The organism is Williamsia sp. D3, assembly GCF_000506245.1.
Classification (GTDB): domain Bacteria; phylum Actinomycetota; class Actinomycetes; order Mycobacteriales; family Mycobacteriaceae; genus Williamsia; species Williamsia muralis.
Map to the genome: position 1 here is coordinate 1 of NZ_AYTE01000030.1, position 18,675 is coordinate 18,675.

The following is an 18,675-nucleotide window of genomic DNA, read 5'->3' on the forward strand; positions in this document are numbered from 1 at the left end:
ATCGGTCACCGAAGAGCCGGCCACCACCGGCCAGGCCGGCGAGAAGCCGCCGGCCGCTCAGGTCAAAGGCCTGGCCATCGGCGGCGGTGCCAAGCGCCCCGGAGCCAAGCGTCCCGGGGCCCCGAAGCCGGGAGCAGGCAAGCCCGACGAGGATGTCGCACCCGCACCGGTGGCCGACGAGCCGTCGAAGGTGGACGAGCCAGAGGTCAGCGAACCGGCCGCGGAGGGTACTGCGGAGGGTGGCGCGACCGAGCAGTCAGCCGCGGTTCCCGTCAAGGGCCTGGCGATCGGCGGCAAGGCCAAACGTCCCGGAGCGAAGAAGCCGGGAGCCGCCAAGCCCGCCGCGGCTCCAGCGCCCGATCCCGAGCCCGAACCCGAACCCGCGGAACAGCCAGAGCCAGAGGCCCAGACCGAGGTTGTGGCAGAGCCAGAGGCAGATAACGAGACGACCGCTGAGAGCACCAACGGCGCAACTGCCACCAACGGCGACGCACCGGCCGACAGCCGGACGCTGGCCGAATCAGGGCCCTCCAAGGCCAAGGGATTCGGCATCGCAGCAGGCAAGAAGCGTCCTGGTAAACGCTGAACCCGAAAACGATTTGCGAAAGGCTGGCACCATAAGCAGGTGAGCAGACCACACGTGTCGACGGTGTACCGCGACCTCAAACCACTCGAGCAATCGGCGAAGCTCCGCAATGTCGCCTACGAGATCCGCGGACCGGTGACGGCCCACGCCGCTCGCCTGGAGGCGGAGGGGCATCGGATCCTGAAGCTGAACATCGGCAACCCTGCCCAGTTCGGTTTCGAGGCGCCGGACGTGATCATGCGCGACATGATCCACGCGTTGCCGTACTCCCAGGGGTACAGCGAATCCCTGGGGGTGCTTCCGGCTCGTCGCGCGGTGGTCACCCGCTACGAACTGATTCCGGACTTCCCGTACTTCGACGTCGACGACGTGATCTTGGGTAACGGTGTATCCGAGTTGATCACCATGACCATGCAGGCGTTGCTCGACGACGGCGACGAGGTGCTGATCCCCTCCCCCGACTACCCGCTGTGGACCGCGATGACGGCGTTGTCCGGGGGTAAGGCGATCCACTACCTCTGCGACGAGGAAAACGACTGGAACCCCGACATCGCGGACATCGAGTCGAAGATCACCCCGCGCACCAAGGCGCTGCTGGTGATCAACCCGAACAATCCGACCGGCGCGGTCTACAAACGGGAAGTCCTCACGCAGCTGGTCGAATTGGCCCGCAAGCACTCGCTGCTGCTCCTGGCCGACGAGATCTACGACAAGATCCTGTACGACGATGCCGAGCACATCAATCTCGCGTCGCTGGCGCCGGACCTGCTGTGCCTGACGTTCAACGGCCTGTCCAAGGCGTACCGGGTGTGCGGTTACCGGGCCGGGTGGGTGGCCATCACCGGGCCGAAAGACCACGCGAAGGGTTTCATCGACGGCATGAAGATGCTGGCGTCGACCCGCCTGTGTTCAAACGTTCCGGGTCAGCACGCCATCCAGGTCGCGCTCGGCGGGTACCAGAGCATCGAGGATCTTGTCCTGCCCGGCGGTCGGCTCCTGGAACAACGCGACATCACGTGGGAGAAGCTCAACGAGATCCCCGGCGTGAGCTGTGTGAAGCCGATGGGTGCGCTCTACGCGTTCCCACGCCTGGACCCCGAGGTGCACGACATCCACGACGACGAGAAGTTTGTCCTCGACCTCCTGGTCCGCGAGAAAATCCTTGTTGTGCACGGCACCGGATTCAACTGGCCCAACCCCGACCATTTCCGCATCGTCACGCTCCCGTGGTCGCGCGATCTGGGTGACGCGGTGCAGCGAATGGGCAACTTCTTGGCGAGTTACAAGCAGTAGAACCACATAACCGCAGCTCAGCACCTCTTGATTTAAGTGTGACGACTGGTAACGTCTAACTCACTCAATCACTCAAGGGGGAGTTGATGACTGCTATCGACAGCAATCAGAGGGCCGCCGAGCCCGCCTGGCGGTCACGCACCGTGATCCGCAGCGGCGTGGAGCTGGCCGTGTTCGAGCTGGGCGAGCGGTCATCTGACAACCCGACCGTGGTGCTTGTGCACGGATGGCCCGACACCCACCACCTGTGGCACTCGGTGGCGCCGATCCTCGCCGAGCGCTATCACGTGGTTGCCTATGACACCCGCGGCTACGGCGAGAGCGACAAGCCCGACGGCGACGCCGCCTACCGGCTCCCCGAGTTGGCAGCCGATCTCTTCGCGGTGATCGACGAGGTCAGCCCAGGCGAGGCAGTTCACGTCCTCGCGCACGACTGGGGTTCGGTCCAGACATGGGAAGCCGTGTGCACACCCGGCGCCAACGACCGGATCGCCTCGTTCATCTCGGTGTCGGGACCGAACCTCGACCACCTCGGCGAATGGTCGCGCGAGCGTTTGCGTCACCCGACCCCGAAGTCCCTGGGACAAGCGCTGTCTCAGGTGCTGTCGTCGAGTTACACGGCTGTGTTCCAGCTCCCGGTGGTACCCAAAGCGCTGTTCGGCGCCGCCATGCACCCCGCGACGTGGCAACGGCTGCTCACCGCCGTCGAGGGCACAGACCCGGCGAACCTCACCTTCGCACCGACTTTCCGTGCCGACGCGGTGTCGGGACTGCGGTACTACCGCGCCAACATCCGTCCGCGACTGGCGAATCCGAACCCACGCAGCACCACGGTTCCGGTGTTCGAGGTGGTGAACACGCGCGACATCGCTCTGCGCAGTGCAATCTTCGCCAATACCCCTCGCTACACGGACAAGCACTGGCGTCGCGACACCGAGACCGGCCACTGGCTGCCCTACACGAACCCCGGATACCTCGCCGAGATCGCCGGTGATTTCATCGAGACGATGCGCGGGGGCGAGGTGTCTCCCGTCATCGAGCGCGCCCGCCGGCGGGGCGAGAACACCTCTGTGTCCGGCAAGCTCGCGGTCATCACCGGCGCGGGTAGCGGAATCGGCAAAGAGACGGCGATTCTGCTCGCCCGCAACGGGGCCGAGGTCATCGTCGCGGACATCAACCTCGACGCGGCCGAGTCGACCGCTGCCGCAATCACTTCCAGCGGAGGCCTGGCCACCGCCTACCGGCTCGACGTGGCCGATCAGGACGCGTTCGCCGCATTCGCCGACGACGTGACCAAGCGCCACGGAGTTGCCGACATCGTGATCAACAACGCCGGTATCGGTTTCGCCGGACACGCCCTCGACGCCACCGACGAACAGATCCGGCGCCTGATCGACATCAACCTGCTCGGGGTCATCACCGGCAGCCGGGTCTTCGGCCGGGCGATGGTGGAACGCGGTCTCGGCGGCCAGATCGTCAACCTGGCCTCGGCAGCTGCATTCACACCACAGCAGGGCCTCGGCAGCTACGCGGCCACCAAGGCCGGGGTGCTGATGTTCAGCGAATCCCTCCGAGCCGAACTGGCCGAACATCACATCGGGGTCTCGGCCATCTGCCCCGGCATCGTCGACACCAACATCGTCGCGGCCACCGAGTTCGCCGGATCCACCGCGGACACGCAACAACAGTTGCGCGACAAGATGAGTGGGATGTACCGCCGCCGCGGCTACACGCCGGACAAGGTGGCGACCGCGATTCTCGGCGCGATCGAGAACAACAAGGCGGTGGTACCGGTGACCCCTGAGGCGCACGCCTGGTACCGCATCTACCGCTTCACACCCGGGCTCTCGCGTCTGATGGCCCGCGCAAAGTTGTTCTGAACAGGAGATCCGCGATGACCCACGCTTTTGATCCGGGACCAGTCGAACTGCATGCCCGCAACGTCGAGTTCGAGTGGAAGAACACCCCGCTGCACTGGATCCCGAACCATCCGGTGTCGTCCAATGTGATCAGCATGCTCAATCTGCTGCTGCCAGAGGGTGAACGCTGGTTCGTGCAGACATACAACGAGGCACTGCCCCTGGTGAAGGACGAGGTGCTCGCGGCTGCGATGCGTGGCTTCATCGGGCAGGAGGCGATGCACGCCGAAGCCCACGACCGGGTTCTGTGGGAGTTCCTCGACGAGAACGGTCTCGACCCCCGGCCGTTCCAGCGCCAGATGGAGTGGATTTTCCGTAAGATCCTCGGCCCCTCCGATAAGGGCACTGCGAAGGCACGGTACAAGCACCTCGTCGAGCGGCTCTGGCTGATCGCCGCCATCGAGCACTACACCGCAGTACTCGGTGACTTCGCCCTGAACAACAAGTGGGACGAGCACGGCGCCGACCCCATGATGGCCGACCTCTTCCGGTGGCACGGCGCCGAGGAGGTCGAACATCGTTGTGTGGCACATGATGTGGCCACATACTTCGGCGACAGCTACCTCAAACGTGGCCGGGCCATGCTGGTCGCCCTGCCGGCGTTGCTCTTTGTCATCCACCGCGGCATCCGCTTCATCGCCCACGGCGACCCGGCAGGCAAGGTGAGCTACCCCCGGTTGTGGCTGGGATGGTTCTCCGGCGCCCGAAACGGGCTGCTGCCCACCCTCCGGTCCATCGTCTTCGCGACCTTCAGTTACTTCCGGCGCGACTTCTCCCCGATGGAGGTGGGGTCGACGGCCCAGGCCGTCGCCTACCTCGCGACGTCACCTGCGGCCCGGACCGCGCACCCATGAATCAGCGCCACCACCCGCACACGACGTCGATGACGGCGCCGCCGCCGCATCTGTACAACCGGTATCAGCACGACCCGGCGATGCGGATCGCGACACTGCTCGGCAAGGTGTGGTTCCCGCTGTGGAGCACTCTCACCAAAACGCCTGTGCCGAAAGAGGTCCACCGCGTCACCACGGTGCGGATCGTCGGCCGCGAGGTGGTGGCCGAGGACGAGAACGTGGTGGCCCTGGCCCTCGCCGACCCCGACGGCGGCGAGCTCACACCGTGGTACGCCGGCGCTCACCTCGACCTGCTGCTGCCGTCCGGTCGCATGCGGGAGTACTCGCTGTGTGGTGACCCCGCCGATCGTGACCACTACCGGATCGCCGTGCGGCGGATACCGGACGGTGGTGGCGGATCTGTGGAGGTCCACGACCAGCTCCGGGTTGGCGACCTGCTGCGGATCAAAGGGCCGCGCAACGCCTTTCCCCTTGCGCTGCCCGGTCATGGGTCGCCGGCCCGCAGACTGCGATTCATCGCCGGCGGGATCGGCATCACCCCGATTCTGCCGATGTTGCAGGCCGCCGAGCGGCTGGGCCTGGACTGGTCGATGGTGTACACCGGCCGCAGCGTCGACTCACTGCCCTTCGTCGACGAACTGGCCCGCTACGGGGACCGGATCACGGTGCGCACCGACGACACCGACGGCATCCCCACCGCGCATGATCTTCTCGGTGGGGACGACGCCGACTCACCAGGAGTCTCGGGAACGTCCGTGTACTGCTGCGGCCCCGTCCCCATGCTGAACTCGATCCGTGCCGCGCTGGCGGGCAGAGCCGACATCGAACTGCACTTCGAGAGGTTCTCTCCGCCACCGGTTCTCGACGGTCGGCCATTCCGGGTGACCCTGGACCGCACCGGCGGTGACGTTGCGGTCGGTGCCACCGAGTCGACACTGGCGGCGGTTCGCCGGGTTCTGCCGTCGGTGCCGTACTCGTGCCAGCAGGGCTTCTGCGGCACCTGCAAGGTCCGGGTGCTCGAAGGCCAGGTCGAACACCGCGACAACATCCTCACCGAACCAGAACGCGACGCCGGTGTGATGCTCACCTGCGTCTCGCGGGCCGAGGGTGACCACCTTCGTCTCGACCTCTGAACCCGAACAGCAACGGAGACATCATCGTGCCCGAACCTCAATTCACCGTCGCCATCGTGGGCGCCGGATTCGGCGGGCTCGCTGCCGGGATCAAGTTGCAAGAGCGCGGAATCGACGACTACGTGATCTTCGACCGCAACGACGATGTCGGCGGCACCTGGCTGGCCAATCAATACCCCGGTGTCGAGGTGGACATCCCGTCGGTCACCTACTCCTACAAGTTCGCACTCAATCCGGATTGGTCCGCGGTGTTCGCGCCGGGATCGGAACTGCTGCAGTACGCCCGCGACATCGCCGAGCGGTTCGGGATCCGCGAGCACATCCGGTTCGGCACCGCGGTGACCGCGGCCGATTTCGACGAGACCACCGATCTGTGGACCGTCACCACCGCATCCGGCGAGACCGTCACCGCCCGGTTCCTGATCAGTTGCCATGGCGCGCTGTCCACCCCGGCCACACCCGCGCTGCCCGGTCTGGAGAACTTCTCGGGGAAGGTTCTGAGATCAGCATCCTGGGACCACGATTACGACCTGACGGGCAAGCGGGTCGCGATCATCGGCACCGGAGCCACCGGTATCCAGATCATCCCCACCATCGCACCCGACGTCGAACACCTGACCGTGGTGCAGCGCACGGCCATCTGGGTGTTGCCCAAACCGAACGCGCCGATCCCGGACCGCCTGCGCGGTGTGTACCGGTTCGCTCCGAAACTGCAGTTGCTGCCGCGTTTTCTGATCGACTCGACGTTCGAGATCGCCGAGACGCTCGGCGTGGTCTACAACAAGCAGTTGCCCGCCATCACTCGGGGAATGGAGAAGCTCTGCCTGCGTCACCTGCGGGGTCAGGTCAAAGACCCAGAGCTGCGCACCAAGCTCACCCCGCACTACGGCTACGCCTGCAAACGTCCGTCGTTCTCCAACGACTACTTCCCCACGTTCAATCGCGACAACGTCGACCTGGAGACGTCGCCCATCACCGAGATCACCGGTAGCGGAATCGTTTTCGCCGACGACCGACGTCTGGAGATCGATGCGCTCATCCTTGCAACCGGCTTCAAGATCTTCGATCTGCCTTACACCATCCGCGGAGTCGGCGGCCAGGATCTCGGCGACACCTGGGATTCGGAACGTATGCATGCCTACGAGGGCATCACCGTCCCGGACTTCCCCAACCTGTTCCTGGCGCCGGGACCCTACGGCGTGATCGGGTTCTCGTGGTTCGACACCATCGAACTCTGCGTAACCCACGCGGTGCGGGTTGTCGCCAAAGCCGTCGAGTCCGGCGCGGGCCGGGTGAGCGCAACCGATGAGCAGACCGAAGAGTTCGTCGAGAAGATGCGCAAGAAGGTGCGCAGCACGGTCTTTGCGAGTCCGCGCTGCGCCGGGTCGAACACCTACTACATCAACGCTCAAGGTGATTCGCCCTACCTTCGACCGACCAGCCGGGTGGAGTCGATCCTGTCTCTGCGCAAAGCCCTCAAGGACGGCTACGAGTACTCCGCCTGACGCGCATCGTCCTCCACCACCACCGCTGCACCGAGTTGTCTGGTCCGCAGGGTGATCCAGGCGATCGGCGCAGCGAGGCCCGCAGCAACGGCGGCCACTACCACCGAACCGTGCAGCCCGTTGACAAACGCGTCACGGATGACCTGGAGCATCTGCTGACCGCCGGGACCCGGGATGGCCGAGGCGACCTGCACACCGGCCATCACCGATTCCTTGGACGCGGCAAGGGCTTCCGGGGGCAGACCGCTGCCATCGAGCTTGTCACCGATCCCCGATGTGTAGACCGATGACAGCACCGAGCCGAGCACGGCAACCCCGAGGGTGCCGCCGATCTCACGCGTCACGTCGTTCACCGCCGAGCCCGCGCCTGCCTGCTGCGGTGCAAGGGAATTGGTGATGATGTTGGTGGCCGGCCCCTGCACCAGGGCAAGGCCCGCCGCCATCAGGCTCATCGACCAGATGATCAGCCCCCAGTAGGAGGCGTCCTTGCCTGCGAGGAGAACCAACGCGAACCCTGCGGCCATCGTCAATGATCCCAGTGCCGCAACCCGCCCGGGCCCCAGCTTGCGGGCGAACACCATGGCGAGCGGCGAGAATGCGGCCATCACGATCGCGAACGGCAGGGTGCGCAGTCCTGCCTCCAGCGGGCCGTAGCCCTTGACGGCCTGGAAGTACTGGGTGATCAGGAAGATGAACCCGAACAGGCTGAAGAATGCGACCGCGATCAGCCCCGAGGCCACGGCGAACGGCCGGTTGTTGAACAGGCGCACGTCCAGGATGGGATGGCGCGAGCACAGTTCGATATACACGAATCCGATCAAAAACGCTGCCGCACCGATGAATCCACCGATGGTCTGCAGCGATCCCCAACCATGATTCGGTCCCTCGATCAGCGTGTAGACCAGCAGGGTCACGCCCGCGATGGACGTCGCTGCGCCGGTGAGATCGAACGGACCCGGCTGGGCTTTGCCGCCGCTGGGCACCGCGAGGTAGACACCGACGAGCACTGCTGCGGCGATCGGCAGATTGACCCAGAACACCGACGACCACGAGTAGTGCTCGAGCAGCCAACCTCCGAGCACGGGACCGATGGCCACGGCGATACCGGTGGTGCCGGCCCAGATGCCGACCGCGATGGCCCGCTCCTTGAGATCGGGGAAGATCCCGATCAGGATGGCCAGGGTGGCCGGAAAGACCAGTGAGGCAAACAATCCGAGCCCCGCACGCGTGGCGATGAGCTGTCCGAGCGAGCTCGATTCGGCAGCGAGCACCGACACCGCCGCGAACCCGAGGATTCCCATGACCAGTACCTTGCGGCGGCCGAATCGGTCGGCGAAATGGCCTGCGGTGAGCAGTAGCCCGGCGAATGTGAGGGTGTAGGCGTCCACCACCCACTGCAGTCCCGAGTTGCTCGCGCCGAGGTCCCGACTGATAGTCGGCAGCGCGACGTTGACGATGGTGTTGTCGATCATCACCAGGAGCACGGCGCCACAGAGGGCGACCAGGCCCCACCAGCGATTGCGCGACCGGGCGGCGGTCTTGGGTTCGACCAGCTCTGTCTTTCTCATCGACTCTCTCCTGAATTAGGATGCTGTTCTAGTGTTGTAGTACGTTGTTCTATACAAGAAGAACAGCGTGCTACTGCGATGTCAAGAGGGATCGTGCGAGTGGTGTGAAAGGATCGACGACGTGGCATCGAAATCGCCAAGAACGGCATCGCGGACCCCTGCCGGAGATGTCCGAGGATTGCTCCTCGAAGCCGCCCTGCGCGTACTGGACACCCACGGCGTGCGTGGTCTGACGGTGCGTGCGGTGGCGTCAGAGGCCAAGGTCGCGCCGATGGGTGTCTACAACCACTTCGACGGCAAGGATGGTTTGATCAATGCCCTTGTCACGGAGGGCTTTTCGCAACTCCGAAAGATGATCGGCAGCGTTGTCGACTCCGACGCCGACGTCCGGTTGAACCGCGCCGGTCACACCTATCGTGCCTTCGCACACAAGTCACCGACGCTCTACCGGCTCATGTTCTCGGGCCAGTGCGCGCCCGAAGGCGAAGTCGGAGAAGCAGCCCTCGGGGCGCTCACCGAAATCGTTCGTTACGGACAGGCCGCGGGCACCATCCGGGCCGGGGAGCCGATGGACCTAACGCTGCAGATCTGGTCCTGTGTGCACGGCGCGGTGAGTCTGGAGCTCGATGGAGCCGGGCCTCCCGACACCACCAACCACTGGGAGTTCATCTACGCCCAGACCCTCGATCTGATCAGTCGAGGCGTCGCACCCTGACTCAGGGCAGCAGAATCGGAGGCAACCCCGGGATGGGGTTGGGGATCGTATTCGGCGCAGGCCGTGCCGGTCGCCGTGTTGTCGTCGGCGGAGGAGGCGGCGGGGGTGCGGTGTAACGCATCACCGGGGCGAGCGCGGCTTCGGTGTTGATCGGCGGCAGGGGCTGCGGGGTCGTGGTCGGGGCCGATGACGCGGTCGTGGGCGATTGCGCGGGGCCAGGAGTTGCCGACACCGTTGCGCTCGTCTCCGGGGTGCGCAGATACCGCTGAGACTGCGGTTGACCGGTGTCTTCGCTCCACGGCGCGACCACCAGGGTGGCGCCGCCGACAACAATCAGGCCGGCGATCAGCGCCGCACCGATCAGCACGAGCCGGTTCTGGCGCCGGTTGTCCACGGGCGGTGGCGCCGGTTCGGGTTCCTGCATGAGCTGGGGTTCCGATTCCGGTTCGACGACCGGTGCCGGCCGCGCATGCCGTCCCGGTACCGCCAGGGGTACGTCCGCATGCATCGCCAGGACGGGCAGATCGTGCAGTCCGGTGGTCAATGCCGCTTGCAGACCGGGCCAGATCACGTGATCGGGCATCAGGACCACTGCCGTGACCGGGGCAGGCGAGCCGGCGGCAATCGATCGTGCCACGCTGACCGCGCGCGCCACCGCGGGAGCCAGGGCGTCGTCGAGGTCGGTCCGGGTCACTCGCAGCATGCCGACGTACTCGTGGCCCATCACGAACGTCCCGTCCGAACGGCTGAGCGCCGAGCGGGCCTTGGTCATGAGGTCGAGCAGTTCACGGGCCCACTCGGCGTTCTCGGGCATCGGGGCCTTGCCGGTGCGAACCAGGTAGTCGGCCACCGAGCGGTCGAAAGCCCTGCCCTGCAGGTCATGGTCGTCGAGCTGCATCAGGCATTGTCCGGTGGCGGAGTCGACCGCGGCACCACGCAGACCGCCGTCGTCGAGATCGATCAGAGCAAACGCCGGTCCGACCTGGCCGGATGCTGAGTGCAGAAGGTCACGAACCGTGCGCAGAAGCGATGGGTCGAGCCAGATCACTGCTCTCGACCTCCTCGTCGTCGTTCACCATCAGCAGTCGTCCACCAGTAGCAGTCATTCACCAGTAGCAACCGTTCGATGGCCATTCTGCACGGGACTGTCCTGTATGTCTTGTTCAGCCGCCATCGCAGCGATTCGAGTGTCATTTGTCAATGTCACGGTCAGAACTGGCATCGTGACAGCCGGTTTAGAATCTCGGGGTGACCGAGTACCGGATCGACGACCTCGCACGCGCCGCGGGAACCACCACGCGCAATGTGCGTGGGTATCAGGACCGCGGGCTGCTGCCCCGCCCCACGCGTCGCGGACGGATCGCGATCTACACCGACACCCATCTCGCCCGGCTCAAGGTGATCAACGACCTGCTGCACCGCGGTTTCACGATCCGGCACATCGCCGACTTCCTCCTGGGTGTGCAACGCGGCGACGACCTCGTCGATGTCCTCGGGATCCGGGAAGTGGTGACCGAACCGTGGTCGAAGGCGCGATCGGAGACCATCTCGGCCGAGGCCCTCAAGTCATTGCTCAACTCCCGCAACCCGTCTCACTACAAGAGTCTCGAAGACTTCGGTCTGATCGAGGCCGACGGTGACGACTACGTGTTGCGCGACCGCGAGACCGTCTACGCCTTCGGACGGCTCACCAAACTGGGTTTGACGCTGTCGAAGATCCTCGACGTGCACGGCAAGGTCGAGAAGGAGATGGCCGCCGTCGCCTCCACCCTCATCTCAGCCGGCCGCGACGTGGTCGAATCCGAACGCGGTGAGGGCTGGGTTCCCTCGGAGGGTTCCGAAAGCGACTGGGCCGCAGAGTTGATCGGCGAGATGCGCCGCACCGCGACCATCTCGGCTCACAGCGCCCTCGACCGCGCCCTCGATCGCGACCTCGCCCACCAACTCGACGACTATCTCCGCAAGGCTACGGACTGACCAGTTCTGCGACTCCGGTGTTCGTATTGCCGCCGAGCGCGTGATACTGCCATCCCGCAGCGATCCACTGGCCGGCGTTCAGGCAGCGCCTGCCGTCGACGATGTTGGTCTTGCGCACCACTGGTGACAGCTCATCGGGTTCCATGTGCACGAACTCCGCCCATTCGGTGAGGACGAGTACGGCGTCGGCGTGCTCGCAGGCCTCGCGGGCGGACGAGGCGTAGGTGAGCGTGGGAAACATCTTGCGAGAGTTGGCGATTGCCTTGGGGTCGAAGACGTTGACGGTCGCGCCCTGCAATTGGAGTTGACCGGCGACGTTCAACGCCGGCGAGTCTCGTACGTCATCGCTCTCGGGCTTGAATGCCGCGCCGAGCACGGCGATGTTGGCGCCGAGCAGGCTTCCGCCACACACTTTGGTGGTCAGTTCCACCATGGCTGTGCGACGGCGCATGTTGATCGAGTCCACTTCGCGCAGGAAGGTCAGCGCCTGGTCGGCACCGAGTTCGCCGGCTCTGGCCATGAATGCCCTGATGTCCTTGGGGAGGCAACCTCCGCCGAAACCCAATCCGGCGTTGAGGAATCGGCGGCCGATGCGGTTGTCGTAGCCGATCGCGTCGGCCAGCATCGAGACGTCGGCCCCACTTGCCTCACACACCTCACTGATGGCGTTGATGAATGAGATCTTGGTTGCGAGAAAGGCGTTCGCCGAGACCTTGACCAATTCGGCGGTCGCCAGGTCGGTGTGCAGGAAAGGGATCTCCTCGGCGAGCAGGTCTGCGTAGAGTTCGCGCACCAGCTTCTCGGCATGGCTGCCGGCATTGGCGCGATCTGTGCCCAGCACGATGCGGTCGGGGTGCAGGGTGTCCTGGATCGCGAAGCCCTCGCGTAGGAACTCAGGGTTCCAGGCCACCTCGATGGTTGCCGCCTCATGCGCTCCCGCGGTGGCGCGGCGTTGCAGATCGGCGGCGGTTCCCACGGGCACGGTCGACTTACCGATGATGAGGTGCTCGCCACGCAGTCGCGGGACGAGCTCGTCGAGCATGCTGTGGACGTGCCGGAGGTCGGCGGCGTACTCGCCCTTCTTCTGGGGAGTTCCGACTCCGAGGAAGTGGATGGCGGCGAAGTCCGCCGCTTCGTCGTAGTCGGTGGTGAAACGCAGGCGTCCGTTGTCGAGGTTGCGGCGCAGGACCTCGACGAGTCCGGGTTCGTAGAAGGGCAGGTCACCGGCAACGAGGGTCGCGATCTTCGCCTCGTCGACGTCCACACCGAGGACTTCGTGTCCGAGTTCGGCCATACATGCTGCGTGGGTGGCGCCGAGATAGCCGCAACCAAAAACTGTCACCTTCATACGTTCGGTCATACCCATCTGCGTACGGACTATGTCTGTCTGGCCGGGGTGGTCGAGGTGACGAGTCGGGGTCAGTCGTGCGAAAAGTTGAGGTAGGCCTTCGACGGCGTCGGTCCGCGTTGCCCCTGGTACTTGGATCCGACCGAGGCACTCCCGTAGGGGAACTCTGCCGGGCTGGACAGCTTGATGAGGCACAGCTGACCGATTTTCATGCCCGGCCAGAGGGTGATCGGCAGGTTGGCGACGTTTGACAGCTCCAACGTGATGTGTCCGGTGAAGCCCGGGTCGATGAACCCGGCGGTCGAGTGGGTCAGCAGTCCGAGGCGGCCGAGCGACGACTTGCCTTCGAGGCGGCCCGCGAGGTCGTCGGGCAGGGTGCAGACCTCGAGCGTTGATCCGAGGACGAACTCGCCGGGGTGCAGGACAAACGGCTCCCCTTCTTCACGCTCGACCAGCGTGGTCAGATCGTCTTGGCGCTGGGCGGGGTCGATGTGGGTGTAGCGGGTGTTGTTGAACACCCGGAACAGGCCATCGAGCCGGACGTCGATGCTGGAGGGTTGCACCAGCACGGGGTCGAAGGGCTCGATGGCCAGGCGGCCATCAGCGATCTGGGCGCGGATGTCGCGGTCGGAGAGCAGCACACGAAGAGGTTAGCTGCCAGGGTGCGCTCACCAGGTGGTGCCTGCTGGTTCCTGAATCGTCACGTTGATGCGGTTGAAGAAGTTCGTGGTGGCGATCAGCAAGATGATCGCCGACAGTTCCTTCTCGTCGAAGTTGTCGGCAGCTTCGTCCCAGACGGTGTCGGGTACTGCGTGGCCGCGGGAGTCGGCCAGGCGGGTGGCGTACTCGGCGAGATTGAGCGCGGCGCGTTCGGGTTCGGTGAAGAAGGGCGATTCGCGCCAGACGGCCACGGTGGAGATGCGGTCGTCGCTTTCCCCTTCCGCCTTCAGGTTCTTGGCGTGGGCGTGGACGCAGGCGGCGCAGCCGTTGATCTGGCTGACCCGCAGTGCGAGGATTTCGCGGAGTGAGGCCGACAGACCGCCTTGGTCCATTGCTCCGAACAGGTGTGGGATGGCCTTGGTTGCCTGCGGCAGAACGGTGGCGGGGTTGGTCAAGCGTGCGGTCATTGCGGACTCCTTCATCGGGGCGGCGATGTTGTGTCACATCGGCCGTGTCGGGCGGTTCATAGCTCTGACACGACGGAGAAGGGGAATGTGACCGATGGAGACAAACGATTTTCTGCTCACCGAGTTCGAGGCGAATCGCGGGCATTTGCGAGCGGTGGCCTATCGGATGCTGGGTTCGCTCAGCGAGGCCGAGGATGCTGTTCAGGAAACCTGGCTGAAGGTGGCCGGCGCCGACACCGATGAGATCTCGAACATCGGGGGCTGGTTCACCACGATCACGTCGCGGGTGTGTTTGAACATGTTGCGGTCGAGGCGGACTCGCCAGGAGGAGTCACTGGAGATCGCCCATGTTCCCGACCCGATCCTGGCTCCGCTCGATGCGCCCGACGGTCCGGAAGGCCAGGCGGTGCTGGCCGATTCGGTGAGTGTTGCGTTGTTGGTGGTGTTGGAGACGCTGAGCCCGAGTGAGCGTCTGGCGTTTGTTCTGCATGATCTGTTCGCGATGCCATTCGATGAGGTGGCGCCGATTGTCGGCAAGACGCCGGCGGCTGCTCGCAAGTTGGCCAGTCGTGCGCGTTCTCGGGTGCAGGGGGCGACGCCGCGGTCGCAGGGTCTGGCGCAGCAGCGGCGGGTGGTGGAGGCCTTCACGGCTGCGGCTCGGGGTGGCGATCTGGAGGCGCTGATGGCTGTGCTGGATCCGAACATCGTCATCCGTACCGACGTGGCCGCGGACCGCGCACCTGTCGAGGTGCTGGGTGCCGAGGCTGCGGCCCGGGGCGCGATCACGTTCCAGCGGTTCACCGAGCGGACGCAGATGGTGCGGATGAACGGCGGCATCGGCGTGCTGGCGTTCTCGGGCGACACGGTGTCGTCGATCGCCGCGTTCACGGTGTCCGATGGCCGTGTGGTGACGATGAATATCGTGGCCGATCCAGAGCGGTTGGCGCAGCTCGATTTCTCGGGCGTCATCTAGCGGACCGCAGCTTTGGTCACGACCTGTTGGCCGGCGCGGGTGCTGAACCAGATTGTCCTGCCGCGCTGCAGGACCACCCGGATGATTCCGCGGGTCTTCATATCGTGGTGCTCCTTGCACAGGCATTCGAAGTTCGCCTCGATGGTCCAACCTCCGGCCAACGGGTTGGCATGGTTGAACGGGACGACATGGTCGAGTTCGCACTTGTCAGCGGGCACGGTGCAACCCGGATAGCGGCAGTGCCCGTCGAGGGCGCGAACTATTCGGGCGAGCTTCGACCCGGGTCTGTATCGCAAGGCGCCGGGCGGCGGCGTACTCCAACCGCCGTGCCCGTCGGGGGTCGGCGGCGCCTTGATCGGCGGTGGTGGGCCAAGATTTCTCTCTCCCAGAACTATTCGATCTCCGCCGTCGACCGAGTTCATCAAGGCGGCCGTGAGGTCTTCGCTGGTTACCGGCGCATCGCCGGCAGAGTTGATGAGTTCGAGAACGGCGGTGAGCGCGTTCTCCCCGATCGTCACCAGGCCCTTCCACCGCGATCGGCCCGCCAATGACCGCGACTGCTCGCAATCCAGCGGCCCATATCCCATCAGGTAACCGGGGTTCGTCGACAGCCCCAAGACCGTCGGCAGATCCACCACCAGCTCGGTCCATGCGCGTTTGTGTCGATCGGGGGAGGTCGGGGTCGGCGCCGTGTCGGCGGGCTCAGCCGTGTCGGCAAGCGCGGCGGCGTCGGCGATTGCATCGAGCACCGCATCCACCTGCGCCGCACGATCATCGGGTGCAATCTCCTCGAGCTGAGCCTTGGCGCGCACTGCTTCCTCCGCAGTGCAGGCCGTGATCAGACTCGCCATCCCGCCTGCTCGCCGGCGCACCACCACCCGGCGGGCCGGATCCACGAAGTCACCATCGTTGGCCACGTCCGGCTCGAATGGCATCAGATGCCGGTCCAGTTCCTCGGCGAAGACGTAGTCGCCCAAGAGCATTGCGTCTTCGGCGAGTACACCGTCCAGATCCATGAGCGCATCCCGATAGCCGCGCGAAGCGCGGTGATAGATCGCCTTGAGCTTCTCTATGCTCAGCTCGCCACAGGCAAATGCGTCCGCCAGCGACGGCAGATGGTCGAGCAGTCTCCGACACCGCAGCAGATGGTCGGCCTGCCCGGTGGTGCATCGCCACGCGACTGCGATCTCGCACGCCGCCGCCCGCGTGCCGTCCTCGTCGTCGTTGCTGGAGACGTACCGGTAATACTCGAGGCCGTCGTCCAGCCGCTGAGCCCACGCCCGGTTCACCTCGCGAGTCCCAGACTGCACCCGCGACAACAACTCTGACGCCTCAGCGTCCATCGTGGTGGCCCCCCGCCCAACTCATGAATCGATCATACGTTCGAGGTCTGACAATTCATCAGACCGAGCGCCGACCACCCCCACCGCGCGCGCTGTTAACATCGCTCTCGCGGCCAAACGCCGCACGCCGATGTAGTTCAATGGCAGAACGGCAGCTTCCCAAGCTGCATACGCGGGTTCGATTCCCGTCATCGGCTCAAATCGCAGAAGCCCTATCCCGACCCAGACTCGTCAAGATCACCGGTCCATCGTCGGTCACAGCAATCGTGTGTTCACTGTGGGCGGTGCGCGACCCATCGGCCGAACGGATGGTCCAACCGTCTTTGTCGTAGACGATCTTGTCGGTGCCCTGCGCCAGCCACGGTTCCAGTGCAAGGGTCAGGCCGGGCTTCAGCTTGAGACCCCGCCCTGCCCGTCCCACATTCGAGACATGCGGGTCTTCATGCATGGTGCGTCCGAGGCCATGACCACCGAACTCGGTGTTCACAAGGTATCCGAAATCTGTTGCCACACCGCCGATTGCCGCCGAAATGTCCCCCAGACGGTTCCCGACGACTGCTGCGGCAATTCCTGCTGCCAGCGCCGTTTCGGTGGCCTCGATGAGCCGTTTGTCCTCAGGACGCGGGGTACCGACGATCAGGCTCCGCGCCGAATCGGCAACCCACCCGTCGATCGACACCGCGATGTCCATGCTCAGCAGATCGCCATCGCGCAGCACGTAGTCATGCGGTAGCCCATGCAGCACAGCATCATTGACCGAAAGACAGATGACGTTGCGGAACGGTCCGCGGCCGAACGACGGCGAGTAGTCCCAGTAGCACGACATGGCGCCGCGCTCGTCGATCAGGTGACGGGCACGATGTTCGAGATCAAGGAGGTTCACTCCCGGGGCAGCACGCCCGGCGAGGTCGTCGAGCAGTTCGGCGATGAACAACCCCGTGACACGCATTGCCTCGATCTCCCGTGGCGTCTTCAGTTCCAGCACAGATGTCCCTCTCGCAAGCACAGGTTCGGTATTTAAATACCAGCCTAAACCGTCAGGTCGGTATTTTCATACCGGCCCCGGTAGACTCGCCGCATGGTTCGCCTCCCGTTGACTCCTGCCCAAGTCGCCACCGGCCAGCGCCTGGGCGCATACCTGCGCCAGGCCAGAGGCGAGCGCACCCTCATCGACGTCGCACAAGAGGCGGCCATATCGCCGGAAACGCTCCGCAAGATCGAGACCGGCCGGATGCCGACTCCCGCGTTCACCACCATCGCCGCACTGGCCCGGGTACTGGCCTTACCCCTCGACGATCTGGCGAACATCTGCCTCGTGCGCGAGGACCTTCAGAAAAGCGGCTGAGCACCACTTTCATCCCCGACAGCGTCAATCAAGGGGAATATGCCCTCGAAGCACGTCCACGGGGCCGATGTTGGTGAAGTCGCGATCGTCGTCCAGACGTAGCCGACAGGACTACAGTTTGTTCCATATCGTGCATCTTGCTCGGTGGCAAGCGGATGGAGCTCAAGCAATGAGCACCGAGAACAACGATGCATACAAGCGGATAGCCGAACTGGCCCGCGACATGAGCGAGCATCTGCCCAACGATTCAGCGACCGCTCTCGGTGAGCTCATTCACAACGCCGTGGACCACATCCCGGGTGCAAGCTATGCCGGGATCACGGTGGTCTCCAGGCAGAACAGAGACGTCGCCACGCCGGCGGCCACCCACGAGGTTCCCCGGACACTCGACGCCCTGCAGCAGAAGCACCGCGAGGGGCCTTGCTTCGACGCGGCGGTGGAACACGACAGCTACTACATCAGCAACCTGTACGGCGAGGAACGATGGCCCAGGTTCTGCGCGGACGCCATCGAGCAGACGCCGATCCAATCGATCGCGGCGTTCCAGCTCTTCACCACGCGAGACGCAGTCGGCGCCCTCAATCTGTACTCGGAGATCCCTGGCGCGTTCGACCAAGAATCACGAGATCTCGGGTACATCTTCGCCGCACACGCCGCCACGGTCTGGGGCGCATTGCAGCGAGGCGAACAGTTCCGCAGCGCGCTGGCCAGCCGCGACACCATCGGGCAGGCCAAAGGCATGATCATGGAGCGCTACAGCGTCAACGCGATCCAGGCATTCGACTTGTTACGCAAGCTGTCTCAGGAATCGAATATCCGTCTGTATGACATCGCACGGCAGTTGGTCGAGAACGACCATCCATCTGGCGCCCGATGACGAACTCCGGGGGCACAAGGCGGCGCCCCCGCCATATGTTGTGAAACCGGGGGCGCCTGATCAACGACGCCTCCGCGGTGACACCGTTGCCTTGCCTCCGACTACCCAGCGC

The 18,675-nt window shown here is 64.9% G+C and carries 17 protein-coding genes, 1 tRNA gene and 1 pseudogene; 12 read left to right on the plus strand and 7 right to left on the minus strand.

The features are described from left to right. The 6 genes and pseudogenes from W823_RS58175 to W823_RS47580 all read left to right on the plus strand — a co-directional run. A pseudogene (locus W823_RS58175) lies at positions 1 to 586 on the plus strand (Fe-S oxidoreductase); the annotation flags it as partial. Between the two features lie 39 nt (positions 587 to 625). Then, positions 626 to 1,879 (plus strand): pyridoxal phosphate-dependent aminotransferase, encoded by a 1,254-nt coding sequence (locus W823_RS47560; protein ID WP_031332719.1) that lies wholly within the window; start codon positions 626 to 628, stop codon positions 1,877 to 1,879. Positions 1,880 to 1,965: 86 nt separating this feature from the next. Next, positions 1,966 to 3,759, plus strand: coding sequence for an SDR family oxidoreductase (locus W823_RS47565; RefSeq protein WP_023960070.1), 1,794 nt, complete (start codon positions 1,966 to 1,968; stop codon positions 3,757 to 3,759). Between the two features lie 14 nt (positions 3,760 to 3,773). Then, positions 3,774 to 4,652, plus strand: a complete 879-nt coding sequence (locus W823_RS47570) for a metal-dependent hydrolase (RefSeq protein ID WP_023960072.1) — start codon at positions 3,774 to 3,776, stop codon at positions 4,650 to 4,652. After that, the gene (locus W823_RS47575) at positions 4,649 to 5,785 is read left to right on the plus strand and encodes a PDR/VanB family oxidoreductase (protein ID WP_023960074.1); all 1,137 of its coding nucleotides are present in this window, start codon (positions 4,649 to 4,651) and stop codon (positions 5,783 to 5,785) included. The genes W823_RS47570 and W823_RS47575 overlap by 4 nt, the downstream gene beginning before the upstream one ends. 26 nt (positions 5,786 to 5,811) lie before the next feature. Next, complete coding sequence (locus W823_RS47580) at positions 5,812 to 7,290, plus strand: NAD(P)/FAD-dependent oxidoreductase (RefSeq protein ID WP_023960076.1); 1,479 nt, start codon at positions 5,812 to 5,814, stop codon at positions 7,288 to 7,290. Here the strand turns inward: W823_RS47580 and W823_RS47585 are convergent. Next, a complete protein-coding gene (locus W823_RS47585) occupies positions 7,272 to 8,858 on the minus strand; it encodes an MFS transporter (RefSeq protein ID WP_023960078.1) in 1,587 nt (528 codons plus the stop codon). The genes W823_RS47580 and W823_RS47585 overlap by 19 nt on opposite strands. 121 nt (positions 8,859 to 8,979) lie before the next feature. Here W823_RS47585 and W823_RS47590 point away from each other — a divergent pair, with 121 nt between their 5' ends. Continuing rightward, positions 8,980 to 9,573, plus strand: a complete 594-nt coding sequence (locus W823_RS47590; RefSeq protein WP_023960080.1) for a TetR/AcrR family transcriptional regulator — start codon at positions 8,980 to 8,982, stop codon at positions 9,571 to 9,573. 1 nt (position 9,574) lies between these two features. Here W823_RS47590 and W823_RS47595 read toward each other — a convergent pair whose 3' ends face one another. Further along, entirely contained in the window at positions 9,575 to 10,621 is a 1,047-nt protein-coding gene (locus tag W823_RS47595; RefSeq protein ID WP_023960082.1) for a hypothetical protein, read from the minus strand. A gap of 200 nt (positions 10,622 to 10,821) precedes the next feature. On the opposite strand from W823_RS47595, the gene W823_RS47600 reads away from it, so the two are divergent. Next, entirely contained in the window at positions 10,822 to 11,550 is a 729-nt protein-coding gene (locus W823_RS47600) for a MerR family transcriptional regulator (RefSeq protein ID WP_023960084.1), read from the plus strand. Here W823_RS47600 and W823_RS47605 read toward each other — a convergent pair. From W823_RS47605 to W823_RS47615, 3 genes are all read right to left on the minus strand, one after another. Then, entirely contained in the window at positions 11,540 to 12,898 is a 1,359-nt protein-coding gene (locus W823_RS47605; RefSeq protein ID WP_031332721.1) for a UDP-glucose/GDP-mannose dehydrogenase family protein, read from the minus strand. The genes W823_RS47600 and W823_RS47605 overlap by 11 nt on opposite strands. A gap of 71 nt (positions 12,899 to 12,969) precedes the next feature. Further along, positions 12,970 to 13,539, minus strand: a complete 570-nt coding sequence (gene dcd, locus W823_RS47610) for a dCTP deaminase (RefSeq protein WP_023960087.1) — start codon at positions 13,537 to 13,539, stop codon at positions 12,970 to 12,972. A 27-nt stretch (positions 13,540 to 13,566) separates the two neighbouring features. Further along, the gene (locus tag W823_RS47615; protein ID WP_023960089.1) at positions 13,567 to 14,025 is read right to left on the minus strand and encodes a carboxymuconolactone decarboxylase family protein; all 459 of its coding nucleotides are present in this window, start codon (positions 14,023 to 14,025) and stop codon (positions 13,567 to 13,569) included. 94 nt (positions 14,026 to 14,119) lie between these two features. On the opposite strand from W823_RS47615, the gene W823_RS47620 reads away from it, so the two are divergent. Then, positions 14,120 to 14,998 (plus strand): sigma-70 family RNA polymerase sigma factor, encoded by an 879-nt coding sequence (locus W823_RS47620; protein WP_023960091.1) that lies wholly within the window; start codon positions 14,120 to 14,122, stop codon positions 14,996 to 14,998. Here the strand turns inward: W823_RS47620 and W823_RS47625 are convergent. Further along, positions 14,995 to 16,341, minus strand: a complete 1,347-nt coding sequence (locus W823_RS47625; RefSeq protein WP_023960093.1) for an HNH endonuclease signature motif containing protein — start codon at positions 16,339 to 16,341, stop codon at positions 14,995 to 14,997. The two genes, W823_RS47620 and W823_RS47625, sit on opposite strands and share 4 nt — an antisense overlap. A gap of 126 nt (positions 16,342 to 16,467) precedes the next feature. Between W823_RS47625 and W823_RS47630 the strand changes: the two genes are divergently transcribed. Beyond that, positions 16,468 to 16,538: transfer RNA gene (locus tag W823_RS47630), tRNA-Gly, on the plus strand. Here W823_RS47630 and map read toward each other — a convergent pair. Further along, positions 16,538 to 17,326: a type I methionyl aminopeptidase gene (gene map / locus W823_RS0129910; RefSeq protein WP_031332722.1), complete on the minus strand. Its 789-nt coding sequence runs from the start codon at positions 17,324 to 17,326 to the stop codon at positions 16,538 to 16,540. The genes W823_RS47630 and map overlap by 1 nt on opposite strands. A gap of 93 nt (positions 17,327 to 17,419) precedes the next feature. Here map and W823_RS47635 point away from each other — a divergent pair, with 93 nt between their 5' ends. Together W823_RS47635 and W823_RS47640 are read left to right on the plus strand one after the other, a co-directional pair. Continuing rightward, a complete protein-coding gene (locus W823_RS47635; protein WP_023960095.1) occupies positions 17,420 to 17,686 on the plus strand; it encodes a helix-turn-helix domain-containing protein in 267 nt (88 codons plus the stop codon). Between the two features lie 169 nt (positions 17,687 to 17,855). Further along, positions 17,856 to 18,563: a GAF and ANTAR domain-containing protein gene (locus W823_RS47640; RefSeq protein WP_023960097.1), complete on the plus strand. Its 708-nt coding sequence runs from the start codon at positions 17,856 to 17,858 to the stop codon at positions 18,561 to 18,563. Positions 18,564 to 18,675: the final 112 nt, after the last annotated feature.